This window comes from Mesorhizobium sp. M7A.F.Ca.US.005.03.2.1 (assembly GCF_003997795.1).
Classification (GTDB): domain Bacteria; phylum Pseudomonadota; class Alphaproteobacteria; order Rhizobiales; family Rhizobiaceae; genus Mesorhizobium; species Mesorhizobium ciceri.
Genome location: NZ_RZRP01000044.1, coordinates 1 through 16162, shown reverse-complemented (window position 1 = coordinate 16162; position 16162 = coordinate 1). Strand labels below are relative to the sequence as shown.

Annotated in this window: 18 protein-coding genes; 8 read left to right on the top strand and 10 right to left on the bottom strand. The window is 63.4% G+C overall.

The window, feature by feature from the left end; genetic code table 11:
- Positions 1-92 precede the first annotated feature (92 nt).
- Entirely contained in the window at positions 93-1118 is a 1026-nt protein-coding gene (locus EN991_RS04610) for a proline racemase family protein (RefSeq protein ID WP_127368258.1), read from the top strand.
- A 51-nt stretch (positions 1119-1169) separates the two neighbouring features.
- On the opposite strand, the gene EN991_RS04605 is transcribed toward EN991_RS04610, so the two are convergent.
- The 5 genes from EN991_RS04605 to EN991_RS04585 are packed head-to-tail and all read right to left on the bottom strand — an operon-like array spanning position 1170 to position 5397.
- On the bottom strand, positions 1170-1970 hold the full coding sequence (locus tag EN991_RS04605) for a 5-oxoprolinase subunit PxpA (protein WP_164753414.1): 801 nt from the start codon (positions 1968-1970) through the stop codon (positions 1170-1172).
- A gap of 11 nt (positions 1971-1981) precedes the next feature.
- Entirely contained in the window at positions 1982-2377 is a 396-nt protein-coding gene (locus EN991_RS04600; RefSeq protein ID WP_127368257.1) for a biotin attachment protein, read from the bottom strand.
- The gene (accC, locus tag EN991_RS04595; protein WP_127368256.1) at positions 2367-3740 is read right to left on the bottom strand and encodes an acetyl-CoA carboxylase biotin carboxylase subunit; all 1374 of its coding nucleotides are present in this window, start codon (positions 3738-3740) and stop codon (positions 2367-2369) included. The genes EN991_RS04600 and accC overlap by 11 nt, the downstream gene beginning before the upstream one ends.
- A gap of 5 nt (positions 3741-3745) precedes the next feature.
- Positions 3746-4186, bottom strand: a complete 441-nt coding sequence (locus EN991_RS04590) for an acetyl-CoA carboxylase biotin carboxyl carrier protein subunit (protein WP_127368255.1) — start codon at positions 4184-4186, stop codon at positions 3746-3748.
- A gap of 8 nt (positions 4187-4194) precedes the next feature.
- A complete protein-coding gene (locus EN991_RS04585) occupies positions 4195-5397 on the bottom strand; it encodes a pyridoxal phosphate-dependent aminotransferase (protein WP_127368254.1) in 1203 nt (400 codons plus the stop codon).
- Positions 5398-5580: 183 nt separating this feature from the next.
- Between EN991_RS04585 and EN991_RS04580 the strand changes: the two genes are divergently transcribed.
- Both EN991_RS04580 and EN991_RS04575 read left to right on the top strand, forming a co-directional pair.
- A complete protein-coding gene (locus tag EN991_RS04580) occupies positions 5581-6759 on the top strand; it encodes an FAD-binding oxidoreductase (protein ID WP_127368253.1) in 1179 nt (392 codons plus the stop codon).
- Positions 6760-6865: 106 nt separating this feature from the next.
- Positions 6866-7519, top strand: a complete 654-nt coding sequence (locus tag EN991_RS04575) for a GntR family transcriptional regulator (RefSeq protein WP_013525162.1) — start codon at positions 6866-6868, stop codon at positions 7517-7519.
- 55 nt (positions 7520-7574) lie between these two features.
- Here the strand turns inward: EN991_RS04575 and EN991_RS04570 are convergent, their stop codons facing one another.
- From EN991_RS04570 to EN991_RS04550, 5 genes are all read right to left on the bottom strand, one after another.
- Positions 7575-8024 (bottom strand): VOC family protein, encoded by a 450-nt coding sequence (locus tag EN991_RS04570; protein WP_013893956.1) that lies wholly within the window; start codon positions 8022-8024, stop codon positions 7575-7577.
- A 6-nt stretch (positions 8025-8030) separates the two neighbouring features.
- On the bottom strand, positions 8031-8810 hold the full coding sequence (locus EN991_RS04565; protein ID WP_127368252.1) for an SDR family oxidoreductase: 780 nt from the start codon (positions 8808-8810) through the stop codon (positions 8031-8033).
- A 97-nt stretch (positions 8811-8907) separates the two neighbouring features.
- Positions 8908-10386, bottom strand: a complete 1479-nt coding sequence (locus EN991_RS04560) for an aldehyde dehydrogenase (protein WP_127368251.1) — start codon at positions 10384-10386, stop codon at positions 8908-8910.
- A gap of 8 nt (positions 10387-10394) precedes the next feature.
- Positions 10395-10982 (bottom strand): thiamine pyrophosphate-dependent enzyme, encoded by a 588-nt coding sequence (locus tag EN991_RS04555; protein WP_127368250.1) that lies wholly within the window; start codon positions 10980-10982, stop codon positions 10395-10397.
- Between the two features lie 5 nt (positions 10983-10987).
- Positions 10988-11560, bottom strand: a complete 573-nt coding sequence (locus tag EN991_RS04550) for a thiamine pyrophosphate-binding protein (RefSeq protein WP_013893952.1) — start codon at positions 11558-11560, stop codon at positions 10988-10990.
- A 100-nt stretch (positions 11561-11660) separates the two neighbouring features.
- On the opposite strand from EN991_RS04550, the gene EN991_RS04545 reads away from it, so the two are divergent.
- The 5 genes from EN991_RS04545 to EN991_RS04525 all read left to right on the top strand — a co-directional run.
- Complete coding sequence (locus EN991_RS04545) at positions 11661-12596, top strand: LysR substrate-binding domain-containing protein (protein WP_013893951.1); 936 nt, start codon at positions 11661-11663, stop codon at positions 12594-12596.
- A gap of 104 nt (positions 12597-12700) precedes the next feature.
- Positions 12701-13849, top strand: a complete 1149-nt coding sequence (locus EN991_RS04540) for an acyl-CoA dehydrogenase family protein (protein ID WP_127368249.1) — start codon at positions 12701-12703, stop codon at positions 13847-13849.
- An 11-nt stretch (positions 13850-13860) separates the two neighbouring features.
- Positions 13861-14601 carry an NAD(P)H-dependent oxidoreductase gene (locus EN991_RS04535; protein ID WP_127368248.1) on the top strand — a complete coding sequence of 247 codons (741 nt, stop codon included), beginning with the start codon at positions 13861-13863 and terminating at the stop codon, positions 14599-14601.
- Positions 14594-15724: a CaiB/BaiF CoA-transferase family protein gene (locus EN991_RS04530; RefSeq protein WP_127368247.1), complete on the top strand. Its 1131-nt coding sequence runs from the start codon at positions 14594-14596 to the stop codon at positions 15722-15724. The genes EN991_RS04535 and EN991_RS04530 overlap by 8 nt, the downstream gene beginning before the upstream one ends.
- Before the next feature lie 11 nt (positions 15725-15735).
- A partial coding sequence (locus EN991_RS04525) for a MaoC family dehydratase N-terminal domain-containing protein (protein ID WP_206519149.1) occupies positions 15736-16162 on the top strand: 427 nt, incomplete at its 3' end.

The following is a 16162-nucleotide window of genomic DNA, read 5'->3' as shown; positions in this document are numbered from 1 at the left end:
GCCCAGGAGATCGAACAGCTCGACCGTTTTCTCGAGAGAGGACTCGGCGGCGTATGAAGTGAAGCTATGATCATAAAGGGGAATGGAGAAAAATGCGCTGGTCAAGAACGTTCACGGTCGTCGGCTGCCATGCCGAGGGCGAAGTCGGCAACGTGATCACCGGCGGCATCATGGACGTGCCCGGCAAGACCATGTTCGAAAAGAAGGAGTATCTGCAAGAGCATATGGATGACATACGCGGGCTCGTTCTCTTCGAGCCGCGCGGCGCGCCCTACGTCAACGCCAACATCATCCTGCCGCCTTGCGATCGCTCGGCCGACCTCGGCTATGTGATCCTCGAAAGCACTGAATACCCGCCCATGTCGGGCTCCAACACCATCTGCGTCGCCACCGTGGCGCTGGAGACGGGCATGGTGCCTATGAAGGAACCCGAGACGCGGCTGCGCATGGAGGCACCCGCAGGCATGATCGAGGTGCGCTGCCTCTGCGAGAATGGCAAGGTGAAGCAGGTGGAGTTCACCAATGTGCCGGCTTTCGCAGTCCACCTCGACACGCCAGTCGAAGTCGAGGGACTTGGCACGATCACCGTCGACACCTCCTATGGCGGCATGACTTTCGCCCATGTCAATGCGCGCGCACTAGGGTTCGCTGTCAAACCCGACGAGGCACACCAGATGTCGCTGATCGGCCAACGCATCAAGAAAGCCGTCAACGAGCAGCTCGTTGTCGTGCATCCGGAGAACCCGAAGATCCGCGATGTGTCCAACGTGATTTTCGAAGGTCCCATCGAGCGCGTCGACGGGCGCGTGGAAAGCATCAACGGCACGGTATGCCTGCATGGCAGGCTCGACCGCTCGCCGACAGGCACCGGCACCACCGGGCGACTGGCGGTGATGTCGGCAAAGGGCCAGATCGCCAAAGGCGAGCTGTTCCGCAACAGGTCGATCATCGGGACCCATTTCGATTCCCGCGTGATCGCCAATGCGCACGTCGGCGACCGCGACGCGGTCGTGGTCACCATCGCTGGACAGGCCTGGATCACCAGTATTGGCCAATATGGCCTCGACCCGACAGACCCTTATCCACGCGGCCATCGCCTCAGCGACGTCTGGTTCTGAAACGGACGCGGCCGTGCCCTCGGCGCGGCCGCGTAACCCGTTCGGCCGCGCTCAGGCCGCGAACGCTCTGACCCTGACGCCGCTCGCCTCCAGTCGTTTCCTGACGCACGCGGCGATGGCGACGGCCGCTGGCGTGTCACTGTGGACACAGATTGAATCGATCGGCGTCTGCAGCATCTGGCCGGAAAGCGTCTCGATCGCGCCTTGCTTGACCATCCGCACGACCCGTTCAGCAGCCTTCTCGGCATCGTGGATGACGGCGCCCTCCAGCTTGCGCGATACAAGAAACCCTTCCTCCGTATAGGCGCGGTCGGCGAAGATTTCGGACCTGACCGCCAGGCCAGCGTCACGCGCGATCCTGTCCTGGAAGCCGAGCGCAATGGCCAGGCAGATCAGGCCGGGATCGACGGCCTTGACCGCGCGCGTCACCGCTTCGGCGACGCCACGATCGGTCTGGGTAAGATTGCCCAGCGCGCCATGCGCTTTGACGTAGCGGATCGGGTGGCCGGCATAGGCGGAGAGCGCCTGTGCCGCGCCGATCTGGTAGGCGACCAGCCTTTCGATCTCATCCATGGAATGCGGGATTACGCGGCGTCCGAACCCCCACAGATCGGCGAAGCTCGGATGCGCGCCAACGGCGACGCCCTTGTCGCGCGCCATCGAGAACGTGGCCGCCATGATCTCGGGGTCACCGGCATGAAAGCCGCAGGCCACATTGGCGGAGCTGACGATGTCGAGGATAGCCGCATCGTCGCCGAGCCTGTAGGCTCCAAAACCCTCCCCCATGTCGGAATTGATATCGACCTGCAATCCTTCGGCCGGCACGGCGCTTTCCTCAGTGGTTCGAACCATAGCCTTTGCCTTCACACCAGTTCGTAGAGCGGCGTGCCGTAACCGACGACCGCTCCGTCCTTGATCAGTGCCGCGCCGAGCACGCCGTCTGCCGGCGCGAGCACGGCCTTCAGGCATGGGCCGACCTGCAGCACGCCGACCGTCTCGCCCTTGCGGACCGTCTGGCCAGGTCCGGCAACAGGGTGGCCGGTCGTTGGATGATCAATACGGAGCACGCCGACTCCGGGCGCACGCACGCCCTTGAAGACCGTTTCGGGCACCGGCGCTTCGGCCGCAGCCGCAGGTGTTTCGCCAACAACGGCCTGCATATGCAGCCGCAGCGAAAAGCCGGCCTCCGACACTTCGATCTCGCCTATGCCGGCGCTTGCGCACCAGGCGGTCAGCCTTTCGATCTCCTCAATCGTCATCGCAGCCTCGTCCCTGGAGCAGACCGCCTTCAATGAGATGTTCGAGATGATGGATGTCGAAGCCTCCGGCGGCGAAGCCGGGCTCCTCCATCAGGATACCGTGCAGCGGCGCATTGGTGGCGATGCCGACTGCCTCCATCTCGCCCAGCGCCCCGCGCATGCGCCGGATAGCCTCGGCCCGCGTCGCGCCATGCGCCAGGAGCTTCGCCACCAGCGAATCGTAGTGCGGCGGCACGGTGTAGCCGGAGTAGAGATGCGATTCGACGCGGATACCGGGACCGCCGGGCGGCGTCCAGCGCTCGACCCGGCCCGGATGCGGCCGAAAGCTGTAGGGATCTTCAGCGTTGATGCGGCATTCCACGGCGTGGCCCTGAATGCGGATGTCTTCCTGGCTGAACGACAGCGGCTCGCCCCGGGCGATGCGGATCTGTTCGCGCACGATATCGATACCGGTGACGAGCTCGGTGACGGGATGCTCCACCTGCACGCGGGTGTTCATCTCGATGAAAGAGAAGCGCCCGTCCTCGTAGAGGAATTCGAACGTGCCAGCGCCTGTATAGCCGATGGTCAGGCATGCGCGGGCACAGAGGTCGCCGATTTCGCCAATCGCCTCGCGGGCGATGCCGGGCGCCGGCGCCTCCTCGATGATCTTCTGGTGGCGGCGCTGCATGGAGCAATCCCGCTCGCCGAGCCAGACAGCCCTACCGTGCTTGTCCGCCAGAATCTGGATCTCGATATGGCGCGGCTGCTCGAGGAATTTTTCCAGATAGACTTGCGGGTTACCGAAGGCCCGGTCCGCCTCTTTCACCGCCATGGAAACGGCTTCCATCAGAGCCTGCTCATCGCGAGCGATACGCATGCCGCGCCCGCCCCCGCCACCCGCTGCCTTGACGATGACCGGATAGCCGATTGCCTCTGCAATGGCGCGCACCTCTTGCTCATCCTGCGGCAGCGCGCCCTCCGAGCCCGCAACGCAGGGAACGCCGGCGGCTATCATGGTGCGCTTGGCGGAGACCTTGTCTCCCATGGTACGGATCGCCGTCGCGGATGGCCCGACGAAGATGAGGCCGGCGTTTTCGACAGCCTCGGCGAAGGCGGCGTTCTCCGAAAGGAAACCATAGCCAGGATGGATCGCGCCCGCGCCGGTGAGTTGCGCGGCCGCGATGATCTCGGCGATGTTGAGATAGCTCTCCGTCGCGGCAGCCGGTCCGATGCAGATCGCCTTGTCCGCCAGTGCGACATGGCGAAGGCTTGCATCGGCCTCCGAGTGCGCCGCCACCGTTTTCAATCCGAGATCGCGGCAGGCGCGCAGGATGCGCAGCGCGATTTCACCGCGGTTGGCGATCAGGACGGTATCGAACATCGCCCTCAGCCCTCATCTTCCAGCACGAACAGCACGTCGCCGGACTGCACCGCTGCATGGTCGTCGAACGCGATCTGGACGCTCCGCCCAGCGCGATCGGATTCCACGACATTGAACGTCTTCATGGCTTCGAGGACACCGATTTTCTGCCCCTCCGCGACCACATCGCCAACGGCAACCAGCGGCGGTTCGCCTTCGGTGCCGGAGCGGTAGAACACGCCCGTCAGCGGCGCGCGGATCGAATGGCGTGCGATGGGCAGAGATGTCGACGTCTGATCTGGGGAACGGACCGTTACGTCAGGCCCAGGCTGCACCTGCGACGCGGATTGCGCCGACGCCGTAGGCCTGGACATGCGGACGCGAACGCCGTCGCGCTCGATCTCCAGTTCGGCAATGGGCGAACGCGAGACAAATTCGATCAGCTTCTGGACGAGCTCGAGATCCATCGCCGGCCCTACCGCAGCGCTTCGACAGCCTCGGCGATGCGTCCGATCGCTTTTTCGATCAGGTCCATCGACGTGGCTATGGAAATGCGGAAATGCGGCGACAGGCCGTAGGCAGAGCCCTGCACCACCGCGACTCGCGCCTGATCGAGTAGGTAGAGCGAGAAGTCGTCGTCGCTGCCGATGGGAGTGCCGTCGGGGCGGCGACGGCCGATCAGGCCCGAGCAGTTGGGATAGAGATAGAAGGCGCCCTCGGGCGTCTGGCAGGTGAGGCCGGGAATCTTGCGCAGCAGTTCCAGAGCGCGGTCGCGCCGAGCCTGGAATTCGAGCGCCCGAGGGCGAAGAAAGTCCTGGGGACCTTCCAGAGCGGCAATGGTCGCGGCCTGCGAGATGGATGACGGGTTCGACGTGCTTTGGCTCTGCACGGTCGCCATGGCGCGGATCAGCGCTTCCGGCCCGCCGGCATAGCCGATCCGCCAGCCGGTCATGGCATAGGCCTTCGATACCCCGTTCACTGTGAGCGTACGGTCCTTCAGCCGCGGCTCGACGCCGGCGATGGTATGGAAGGTACGTCCATCGAACAGGATATGCTCGTAGATGTCATCGGTCAGCACGTGGACGTGGCGCTGGTCGAGCAGTACTTCGGCGAGGCCAGCGAGTTCGTCGCGGCTGTAGACGGCGCCTGTCGGGTTGGATGGCGTGTTGAGCAGAAGCCACTTGGTGCGCCCGGTGATCGCGGCTCGCAGGGCTTGCGGCGTCAATTTGAAGCCCTGCGCCTCCGTGCAGGGAACGACCACGGGCTTACCTTCGCCGAGCAGGACGATATCGGTGTAGGAAACCCAATAGGGCGCTGGGACAACCACCTCGTCACCCGGGGCCAGCGTTGCCAGCAGGGCGTTGTAGATGATCTGCTTGGCGCCCCCCGCGACGCTTATTTGCGAAGGCTTGTAGTCGAGGCTGTTCTCGCGCCTGAATTTTTCGGCCACCGCCTTCTTCAGCGCGGTGGTGCCGTCGACCGCCGTATAGCGCGTCTCCCCCCTGAGCATCGCCTCGTAGGCCGCCTCGACGATGTGCGGAGGCGTGGGAAAATCCGGCTCGCCGGCGCTCAGGCTGATAACGTCGATGCCGGCCGAGCGCATTTCGATTGCCCGCGCGGTGACCGCCATGCTCGGACTTGGCTTGATGACGTCGAGACGGGGAGCGATGAGGCCCACGGAACAATCCTCGGCATGTAAGATATTTGCTACAGATTGGATAATGTATTCTGACTTTCGCGTCAAACCCCTTTTTCTGCGTCGAAGACCGGGGTATGTCTCATCCTGGAGGTGGGTCGATAGAGGAAAGTATCCAATCCTTGGTCGCCACGGATGATATTCGAAATAGGGAACACGATTGGAATGGGCACAAACTATGATGTGGTGATCGTTGGCGGAGGCGTTGTCGGCAGCTCGATCGCCTACTTCCTGTCAACCAACCCGGATTTCGACGGCAGGATCGCGGTGATCGAGCGGGACCCCTACTACACGGCCTCCTCGTCTTCCTTGTCGACCAGCGCCATCCGCCAGCAGTTCGGCACGGCGCCCAACATCGCGATGTCGAAGTTCAGCATCGACTTCCTGCGCCAGGTGAAGACGCGGCTAGCAATTGGCGACGAGTTGGCCGACATCGGCCTGCATGAGCCCGGTTATCTGGTGCTGGCGACGCCCGAGCGGGCCGACGCGCAGCGTGCCAAGAACCGCGTTCAGCGCAGCATGGGCGTCGACGCCGAACTGATCGAGCAGGTCGATCTGGCGCAACGCTTCCCGTGGCTCAACACGGACGATCTCGCGCTTGGCTCGCTTGGCCTTGGCAGCGAAGGCTGGTTCGACGGTCCTGGCCTGATGCAAGCATTCCGTCGCAAGGCGCGCACACAGGGCGTGGACTATCTTGCCGCGACAGTGACCGGACTGACCATGGCATCTTCCGGCAAGGTGGGTGAAGTGCTGCTGGACAATGGCGACCGGCTTGCCGCCGGCACGGTGATCAACGCGGCCGGGCCATGGAGCGCGGGCATTGCCAGGATGGCCGGCGCCGAACTGCCGGTCGTCCCGAGCAAGCGCTGCGTCTTCGTCTTCGAAACGCCGGCAAGGATCGAAAACTGCCCCTTCATCTTCGACACAAGCGGCCTCTGGCTGCGGCCGGAAGGTCAGCTCTTCCTGTGCGGTGTTCCGCCGGTGCGCGAGAACGAGCCGGACGATTTTGGACTGGATGTGGACTACGACCTGTTCGACGAGTTGATCTGGCCGGCGCTGGCCCATCGTGTGCCCGGCTTCGAGCAATTGCGCATGCTGCGCGCCTGGGCGGGACTCTACGAGTACAACACCTTCGACCACAGCGGCATCATCGGCCGGCATCCTGAGGTCTCGAACTTCATCCTGGCCACCGGCTTCAGCGGCCACGGCATGATGCATGCGGCGGCGACCGGGTCGGGCGTCAGCGACCTCATTGCCTACGGCGAGTACCGCTCCATCGACCTTTCGGCCTTCCGCTACGAACGGATCGCCAGCAATAAGCCTATCGAGGAACATGTCTACTGAAGCGAAACGGGCGACATGGCATCGCAGTGACAACGGTGCTATGCGTCCACTTCTTCAATCAAAACGGCGCCAGTCGACAAACAAGGCGGCCGCCCTAGGCTGATTCATGCTCGTACAGAAGAAAACCATCTCGACCCAGGTCGCCGATGCCATCAGGCAGAAGATCCTGATCGGCGAATACGAGGCCAACTTCCAGCTGCGGCAGGAACATCTGGCCACCGAGTTCGGCGTCAGCCGAATTCCGGTGCGAGAGGCGCTGCATCAGCTTCATTCGGAAGGCTTCGTCACGCTGGTTTCCCACAAGGGCGCCGTCGTCACCTCCATTTCCCTGGACGAGATCCTCGAGCTCTACGAATTGCGGGCCCGGATCGAAACATGGCTATTGGCCCTGGCCATTCCAAGGATGACGGAGGCCGACCTCGCGCTGGCCCGCGAGCGCGCAAAACAGCATCAGGAGCAGGGCAAGACCGGCGAGTACTCGAACCAGCTCAACTGGAATTTCCACGCCGCGCTCTACCAGCCGTCCGGCCGCAAGGCGACGATCGAACTGGTGGGGCGCATCTACCAGCAGCTGGAACGCTACACACGCATGATGGTGACGCTAACCGAGATCCAGGCCCAGTCCGACCGCGACCACTGGCAACTCATCGACCTGTGCGAAGCCAAGGATACGCTGCGCGCCGTCGGCCTGTTGGAAATGCATATCATCACCAGCGGCAAATTCCTGGTCGACCGGCTTCAGGAATTGCGGGGAAGCTGACGGCCCCGTCGTTCCTGGGCCTCATCGACCTCCCCAATCCTTTGCGTTGGTGGAATCATTTGCCAGGCAGATTGGTCGCCCGCGTCAGCAGGATCACGCCTGCCTTTTCGGCTGTGTCGTAGTAGGTGAAGCCGGTGCGGTTTTCCCGGCGCCCGCGCATCAGCACGGAAAGCCCGTCGGTTTTCGCCTTGGCTTCGGCTGCATCCGCATCGCGGACCTCAAAGCCGATATGGAATACGCCTTCACCCTTGGTATCGAGATGGATGCGCTGCAGTGAGGGATCATGGCTCGGCTGGCAGAGTTGCAGCTGGACGTTCGGCAGGTTGCAGATCCGGTATTGCATGGCATGGAAACCCTTCGGACTTGGGACCTCGAGTTCTTCGTACTCCGCCAGCGGCGGATAGGATTCCCATGGCCCAATGCCGATGGAGTCGTAATAGGCCTGGGCCTTGTCGATATCGTGCACGACGATGCAGAGATGATGCAGCTTATCGAAGTTACCCATATTCTCTCACTCCTTGATCGGGACCGTATAGTTGAGAACGCGGCGCCCCCCGTCGGGGTAGATCGTCTCGCCGGTGATGTAGGAAGCGTCGTCGCTGGCCAGGAACGCCACGACCGAGGCGATCTCGGCTGCCGTGCCGAGGCGGCCGAGCGGTGTGCGCGAAAGAACCGCCCGTCGCATTTCTTCCGAATCGATGAATGTCCCGTCCATGACCATGTCCGTGGCGATGGTGCCCGGGCCGACACCGACCACGCGGATGCCGTGGGGAGCGAAGGCAACAGCCGCGGTACTGGTGACCTGGTTCATGCCGCCCTTGGAGATCGCGTAGGTGGCGACGCGTGGATTGGCGAGGCCTGAATTGATCGACGACATGTTGATGATGACACCGCCTCCACCCTGCGCGATCATCTGGCGGGCTGCGGCCTGGGTGCCCAAGAACGCGCCCTTCAGATTGACGGCGAGAACCCTGTCGTAGTCCGCCTCTGTGATGTCGAGAAAGTCCTGGACCGGAGCGATGCCGGCATTGTTGACCATGATGTCCACACGGCCGAACTTCGCCACCGCCGCCGCAACCAGCCCATCGACCTGCTCCTTCTTGCTGACATCCGTAACGACCGCCAGGACGCTGTCGGGGGTGCCGATTTTCACGGCACATTTTCTCAGTTCCGTCGCATCGATGTCGCCAAGCACGAGCTTCGCGCCCTCGGCCAGAAACCGTTCCGCGCAAGCGCGTCCGATGCCGCGCGCCGCGCCTGTGACAACAGCCACCTTTCCTGCCTGTCTCATGTCCAATCCCTCGATCATTATAAGTCGACCCCCGTCTCAGTGAGCGGTGTGCCGAGCTTGGCCACGGATAAGGATAATTCTCCCACCGAAGCCTACCCTATCGGATCACGAAGGGATTGGCGGTCTTGCCCGCCGTATCTATCCACACCGTCTTGGTCTGCAGATAGGCATTGATGGCCTCCTGCCCGCTCTCGCGACCGATACCGCTCCTCTTGTAGCCGCCGAAGGGCGCCATATAGGAGACGGCGCGGTATGAATTGATCCAGACCATTCCCGCTTCCATCACGGCCGCGCCGCGCAGCGCCCGGCCCATGTCGCTGGTCCATATCCCGGCCGCCAGCCCATAGGGGCTGTCATTGGCAATGGCGAAGGCCTCGTCCTCGTCGTCAAAGGGGATGACGGACAGGATCGGCCCGAACACCTCCTCACGCGCGATCCGCATGGTGTTGTTCACGCCGGTGAAGATGGTCGGCTCGACGAACCAGCCCTCGGCCAGTTCACTGGACGCAGGCTTGCCGCCACCGAGCACGCATAGTGCGCCCTCGCGGCGTGCTATGCCGAGATAGGACAGCACCTTCTCGCGCTGGGCTTGCGTGGTGATCGGCCCCACCTGCGTCTCGGCCAGAGCGGGATTGCCCAATCGAGCACTGGCCGCCAGCGTTATGACGCCCTCCACGAACCGGTCATGGATCTTGCGATGCACCAGCAGGCGCGAACCCGCGATGCAGGTCTGGCCGCCGGCAGCGAAAATGCCTGAGATCGCGCCGTTGACCGCGCTCTCGATATCGGCGTCGTCAAAGACGATGTTGGCCGATTTGCCGCCAAGCTCCAGCGTGACGGTCTTGAGCTGGTCGGCAGCCGCTCGATAGACTGCGATCCCGCCGGGCTCACCGCCGGTGAAGGCTATCTTGGCGACGTCGGGGTGGGCAACGAGCGGCACGCCGACATCGAGCGGCATGCCGGTAACGGTGTTGACCACGCCTGGCGGGAACCCAGCGTGCGCAAACAGTTTCACGAACTCCAGCGTCGAGGCCGATGCGTGTTCGGACGGTTTGATGACGACGGTGTTGCCGGCCGCCAGCAGCGGCGCTAGCTTCCAGGTCAGAAGCAAAAGCGGCGAATTCCAGGGCACGATGGCTGCAATGACACCCAGCGGCTCGTGGCGGGTGAAGGCGAACATGCCAGCCTTGTCGATCGGCAGCACCGCCCCTTCGATCTTGTCGGCAAGACCGCCGAAATAGCGGAACCATTCCGGGATATAGCGCAGCTGCGCCGTCATTTCGGTGAGCAGCTTGCCATTGTCGCGCGTCTCGATGGCGGCAATGCGCTCCGCGTTGTCGGCGATCAGGTCGGCCATCCGCACGAGCAGCTTGCCACGCGCAGTGGCGGTGATGCCGGCCCATTCCTTCGACCGGAATGCCGCCTTGGCGGACGCCACGGCAGCGTCCACCTGGGCTGCTCCCCCACGCGGGATCAGCGCCCAGGGCCTGCCGGTGAACGGATCATGGCTCTCGAATGTATCGGCTGTCGATTGCAGCCGACCGCCGACCGTGTTCTGGAAACTGACCAGCGCCATATCGGTCCTCAACAAGTGGCAAAGCCCAGATGAGCGCGAAAGCGGTTCTTAACCTCGACCGCGTCGCGCGGTGGCAGCGAGCGCGGCAGGTTCTCGGCGGTGATTTTCAGCACGAAAAGGCGTGGACCTTCGGCCGGGCGACGCAGCTCTTCACACAGCGTGTCGACCTCCTCCAGCGAGCGCAACTCGGCGGTTTTCGAAAACCCGCAAGCGGCCGCGACCTTGTCGAAACCGATGCCGCGACCGGTATGGCTCGACTGCATGCCCGTCTCGCCGAAATGCTGGTTGTCGAGCACGATCAGGTCGAGATTGCTGGGCCGCGCCACCGAAATCGTCGCCAGCGAGCCGAACGCCATGAGCTGTTCCCCATCACCAGTAATCACCATGACCCGCTTGTCGGGCTGGGCCTGGGCAAGCCCGAGACCGATCAGTGCAGCACCCCCCATGGCGCCCCAGAGATAGTAGTTGTCGTTGCGGTCACCGGCGGCGTGCACGTCGTAGGTCGGCGAGCCGAGACCGGTCACGACCAATGCGCCGTCGCGGGCGTCAAGGAGTTTCTTCACCGCAACCCGGCGGTCCATTGTCGGTAAATTCATCTCATTCACCACTTCTTCTTGCCGAGCAGGCGCTGCCCGATCAGCACCGCGATCTGTTGATCGGCGTCAAAAGCCATCAGGGCTGCCTGAGCCACCGTCTCCACGAGGTCTGGACCAGTCTCGGCGCGCAGCACCTTGAGGCCGATCGATTTCAGCGAGGCTTCCGTCGCCTGCCCCATCGGCACCTGCCAGGGGTTGAACTCGGCCCATTCGCCTCTCATCGTCACCAGAACGAGCAAGGGGAAGCGTGCCTGCACGGGAAGCGACAGCATGTTTATACAGTTGCCGACCCCTGACGATTGCATGAGCACGACGCTCCGCTTGCCGCCGAGCCAGGAGCCGGCGGCGACGGCGATGCCCTCTTCTTCCGTCGTCAGCACGTTGGCGACGACCTCGGGATCCGCGCTGAAGCGTCGGATCAGGGTCGTATGTCCAGCATCGGGCACATAAGACATGTGGCTGATGCCGGCAGCCTTGAGCACATCATAGACCTGATCTGGCCACTGCTTTTCAGACGCCGCCGGAGCGGCCCCAGGCGTTGCTGTTTCCGGATGTTTTGCTTCTACGCTCGCCGTCACGTTGGAACTCCGAGATTTGGATTGGCATCAGGTTATCTCGGCTATCCGATCTAATCGTCGTCTCTTTCTTGTGATCAGATATAATGATATTCGATAGCTTATGGAGTTATCGCAACTGCGTACGCTGATCCACGTCGCCGAACTCGGGAGCCTGAGCAAGGCTGCCGATCGGCTACACATCGCGCAGCCTGCCCTCAGCCGGCAGGTGCGCATGCTGGAGGAGGAACTGGGCTTTGCCCTGTTCGTGCGCCACGGCCGCGGCATGGTGCTGTCTGAGCAGGGCAAGCAGGTGCTGACGCACGCCATGCGCGTGATGGCAGAGATCGATGAGATCCGTGCCACGGCCACGCCAGCCGACGCGCCGCTCACCGGTGAAGTGGCCATCGGTCTGCCACCCACCGTCGCGGACATTATTTCGCTGCCGCTGGCTGCCGCCTTCGCCAAGAACCATCCCAAGGCGAAGCTGAGGCTTGTCAGCGCCTACACCGGCTATTTGCTCGACTGGATGCACCGAGGCGAGGTGGACGTCGCCGTGCTGTACGACCCGCGCATGGCGCGTTCGTTGCGCTCGCGCCCGTTGCTTCTGGAAAATCTCTTCCTGATTGGGCCGCCTGATGCGGGGTTTTCAACCGTGCGCGCGGTATCGTTCGCCTCGCTTGCCGGCAAGCGCCTGCTGCTGCCCAGCATCAAGCACGGTCTGCGCATCATCGTAGAACGCTGTGCCACGGATGCCGGCATCACGCTCGATGTCGGCATCGAGGCGGATTCCTACGCCGCGCTGAAGGACCTAGTGCGCAACGGCCATGGCTGGACGATCCTGCCGCTCGCTCCTATCCATGCCGATGTAACCGCGGGGCTGCTCACCGCCGCGCCGCTGATCGATCCCGTGCCGGTGCGCCGCCTGATCCTTGCATATCCGGCAGACCGACCTGCCTCTCGGCTGGCGCGGTTTGCCGGACAAGCAATAGAGGACATCGCCAAGGACCTCGTAGGGCGGGCGATCTGGGTTGGCCAACTCCTCGGCCCCTCGCTGTAAGCATTCGAATTCCGTTATGTCTGCTCACGCCAGCTTTGCGTTGCTGACAGGACGCGGCGGCGCGATAGTGAGGCCCGCAGCACGACGAAAGCCGGACAAACCCCATGGAATACTATCAGGACATTCGCGATGCCGTCGCCCGGCTGTGTGCGCGCTTTCCCGGAGAATACTGGCGCGCGCTCGACAGGGACATGGCCTATCCCCGCGAGTTCGTCGAAGCATTGACGGAGGCTGGTTGGCTTTCGATCCTGATCCCGGAGGCGTATGGCGGCTCGGGCCTGCCGCTTTCGGCCGCCGCCGCCGTGCTGGAGGAAATCCAGCGCGCCGGCTGCAATGGCGGCGCCTGCCATGCCCAGATGTACACGATGGGCACGCTTGTTCGCCACGGCTCTGAAGCCCAAAAGCAACGATACCTGCCGAAGGTCGCCGCGGGAGAATTGCGTCTGCAGGCCTTCGGCGTCACCGAACCGACCAGCGGCACCGACACCGGCGCTCTCAAGACCACTGCTCGCCTCGACGGCTATCATTTCGTAGTCAAGGGCCAGAAGATCTGGACCAGCCGCGCCGAGCATTCGGATTTGATGCTGCTTCTGGCGCGGACCACGCCGCTCAAGGATGGCATGAAGAAGGCCGACGGTCTCTCCGTCCTCATCGTCGACATGCGCGAAGCCGTTGGCAAGGGCCTCACCATCCGGCCGATCCGCACGATGATGAACCATGCCACCACCGAAGTCTTCTTCGACGACCTGCGCGTGCCGGCCGAAAACCTGATCGGCGAAGAGGGAAAGGGATTCCGCTACATCCTCTCGGGCATGAACGCCGAGCGCATCCTGATCGCAGCCGAATGCGTCGGCGATGCGAAATGGTTCATCGAAAAGTCGAGCGTCTACGCGAAGGAAAGGCATGTGTTTGGCCGAGCGATCGGCCAAAACCAAGGCGTCCAGTTCCCAATCGCAAGGGCCTACGCCAACATGCGCGCGGCCGAATTGATGGTGCGCGAGGCGCTGAACCTCTACGAGGCCGGCAAGAACCCCGGTGCCGAAGCGAACATGGCCAAGATGCTGGCGGCCGACGCCTCTAACGAAGCCGCCAATGTCTGCATCCAGACGCATGGCGGCTTCGGTTTCGCGGAAGAGTACGATGTCGAGCGCAAATTCCGCGAGACGCGTCTTTATCAGGTCGCGCCGATCTCGACCAACCTCATCCTGTCATACCTTTCCGAGCACGTGCTTGGACTGCCGCGTTCCTACTAGGAGTTGCCGCCGTGAACGTCCTCATCGTCTACGCCCACCCGGAAGCAAGATCCTTCAACGGCGCCATGAAGGATATGGCCGTGGAAACACTGACCCGCGCAGGTCACGATGTGGTCGTCAGCGACCTCTATGCGATGGGTTTCAATCCTGTCGCAGGGCCGGGCGACATATCAGGCGAGCGCAACGATCCGGACTTTTTCAGCCTGCCGCGCGAGCAGACCGCGGCGTACGAGGCCGACGCGCTTTCAGCCGACATCATCGCCGAGATCGAAAAGCTGAAACAAGCGGACTTCGTGCTGTTCCAGTTCCCGGTTTGGTGGTTCGGACTGCCCGCAATGCTCAAGGGCTGGGCCGACCGTGTGTTCGCGCGCGGTTTTGCGTATCTGCCGGGGCGCAAATACGACACCGGCATGTTCAAGGGAAAGCTCGCCATGGTGGCCGCCACCACGGGCACATCGGCCGACACCTATGCGCCCGATGGCATCGATGGCGACATCCTCACGGTGCTGTGGCCGATCCACAATGGCCTGCTTCGCTACTCAGGCTTCGACGTGTTGCCGCCCTTCGTCGCCTATATGCCGGGCCGTGTCGGCGACGATGGCCGCAAGGCCTATCTGGAAGCCTATAGCAAGCGGCTAGAGGACATGGACGGCACGCCGCGGCTTTTCTTCCACGCCGCCGAGGACTACGGCAAGAACGAGCGGCTAAAACCAGGCGTGCTGGCGCGCTCGGGGGTACAGCGCAATGTCTGACGGCACCCGCCCGCTGGAGGGTCTGTTCGTCGTTTCGATCGAGCAGGCGGTCGCCGCTCCGCTCTGCACGGTTCGCCTCGCCGATGCCGGGGCGCGCGTCGTGAAGATCGAGCGTCCGGAAGGCGAAACCGCGCGTCATTACGATTCCACCGTTGAAGGCATGTCGGCTTACTTCGTCTGGCTCAACCGCGGCAAGGAAAGCGCGGTTCTCGACCTGAAAGCCGAGGACGACCTCGCTCTCCTGCAGCGGATGGTGGCGCGCGCGGATGTTCTCGTGCAGAATCTCGCGCCGGGCGCCATCGACAGGCTCGGCCTCTCCGCCGATGTGATTGCGGAAAGGTTCCCCCGGCTGATTGCCATCAACATCGTCGGCTACGGACAGGACACGCCTTACGCCGCGATGCGCGCCTACGACATGCTGGTGCAGGCGGAAAGCGGCATCTGTGCCGTCACTGGCACGCCGGACACGCCGAGCAAGATCGGGGTTTCCGCCGCCGACATCGCCACCGGAATGAATGCGCATGCAGCGATCCTCGAAGCCTTGTTGGCGCGCGAGAAGACCGGGCGCGGCCGCATTGTCGAAATCGCCATGTTCGACGCCATGGCAGACTGGATGACCGTGCCGCTGCTCCACTACGAATATGCGGGCCGCGAGACGCAGAGATATGGCTTGGCACACGCTTCGATCTACCCCTATCGACCTTATGCCTGTCGGGATGGCAGCGTGGTCGTGTCCATCCAGCAGAACAATGAATGGAAGCGCTTCTGCACCATCGTGCTGCAAAGGCAGGATTTGTTCGCCGACGAACGCTTCGCCACCAATGCCCGGCGGGTGGCCAACCGCACGGCGCTCGACGCCGAGATCGAACCGATCTTCGCGGCAATCGACTGCGAAGAGGCCATCGACCGTCTCAACGGTGCGCAGATCGCCTGGGGCCGGGTGAGCGCTATGCACGACCTGCCGCGCCACAAGGCATTGCGCCGGACAGAGGTGGCGCTGCCGGACGGCAGGCGCATCTCCGTGCCCATGCCGGCAGGGCGGTCGGAGGGATTCGCAACGGTCCCAAGCGTTCCCGCCCTTGGCGCCGACACGGACCGGATCCGGTCCGAATTCGCCGCCTGACGAGGGAGCCCATGACTCTGGACACGAGCACGCTGCAGGAATGGGTTGGACGCACCCACGAGGTCGAGGATGTTGTCACCCCGCGCCTGCTGGCCAGCTTTGACGCCACGCTCGGGGACCACGCAGCGCAAACCGCCGGGAGCACGGCCCCGCCCGGACTGCACTGGTGCCTGACGCCCGATATTGCCGACAGGCGCAAACTCGGACCTGACGGGCACCCCACCAAAGGCGGCTTCCTGCCGCCGGTGCCGCTTCCGCGCCGCATGTGGGCTGCCAGCGATGTCCGTTTCATAGCGCCGATCCGCTCCGGCGACCGCATCCGCCGTCGCTCGACATTGACCGCCATCGAGGAGAAGCAGGGCCGCACCGGCCCGCTCACCTTCGTCATGGTCCGGCACGACATTGCCAACGACGCTGGCCCGGTGATCGAGGAGGACC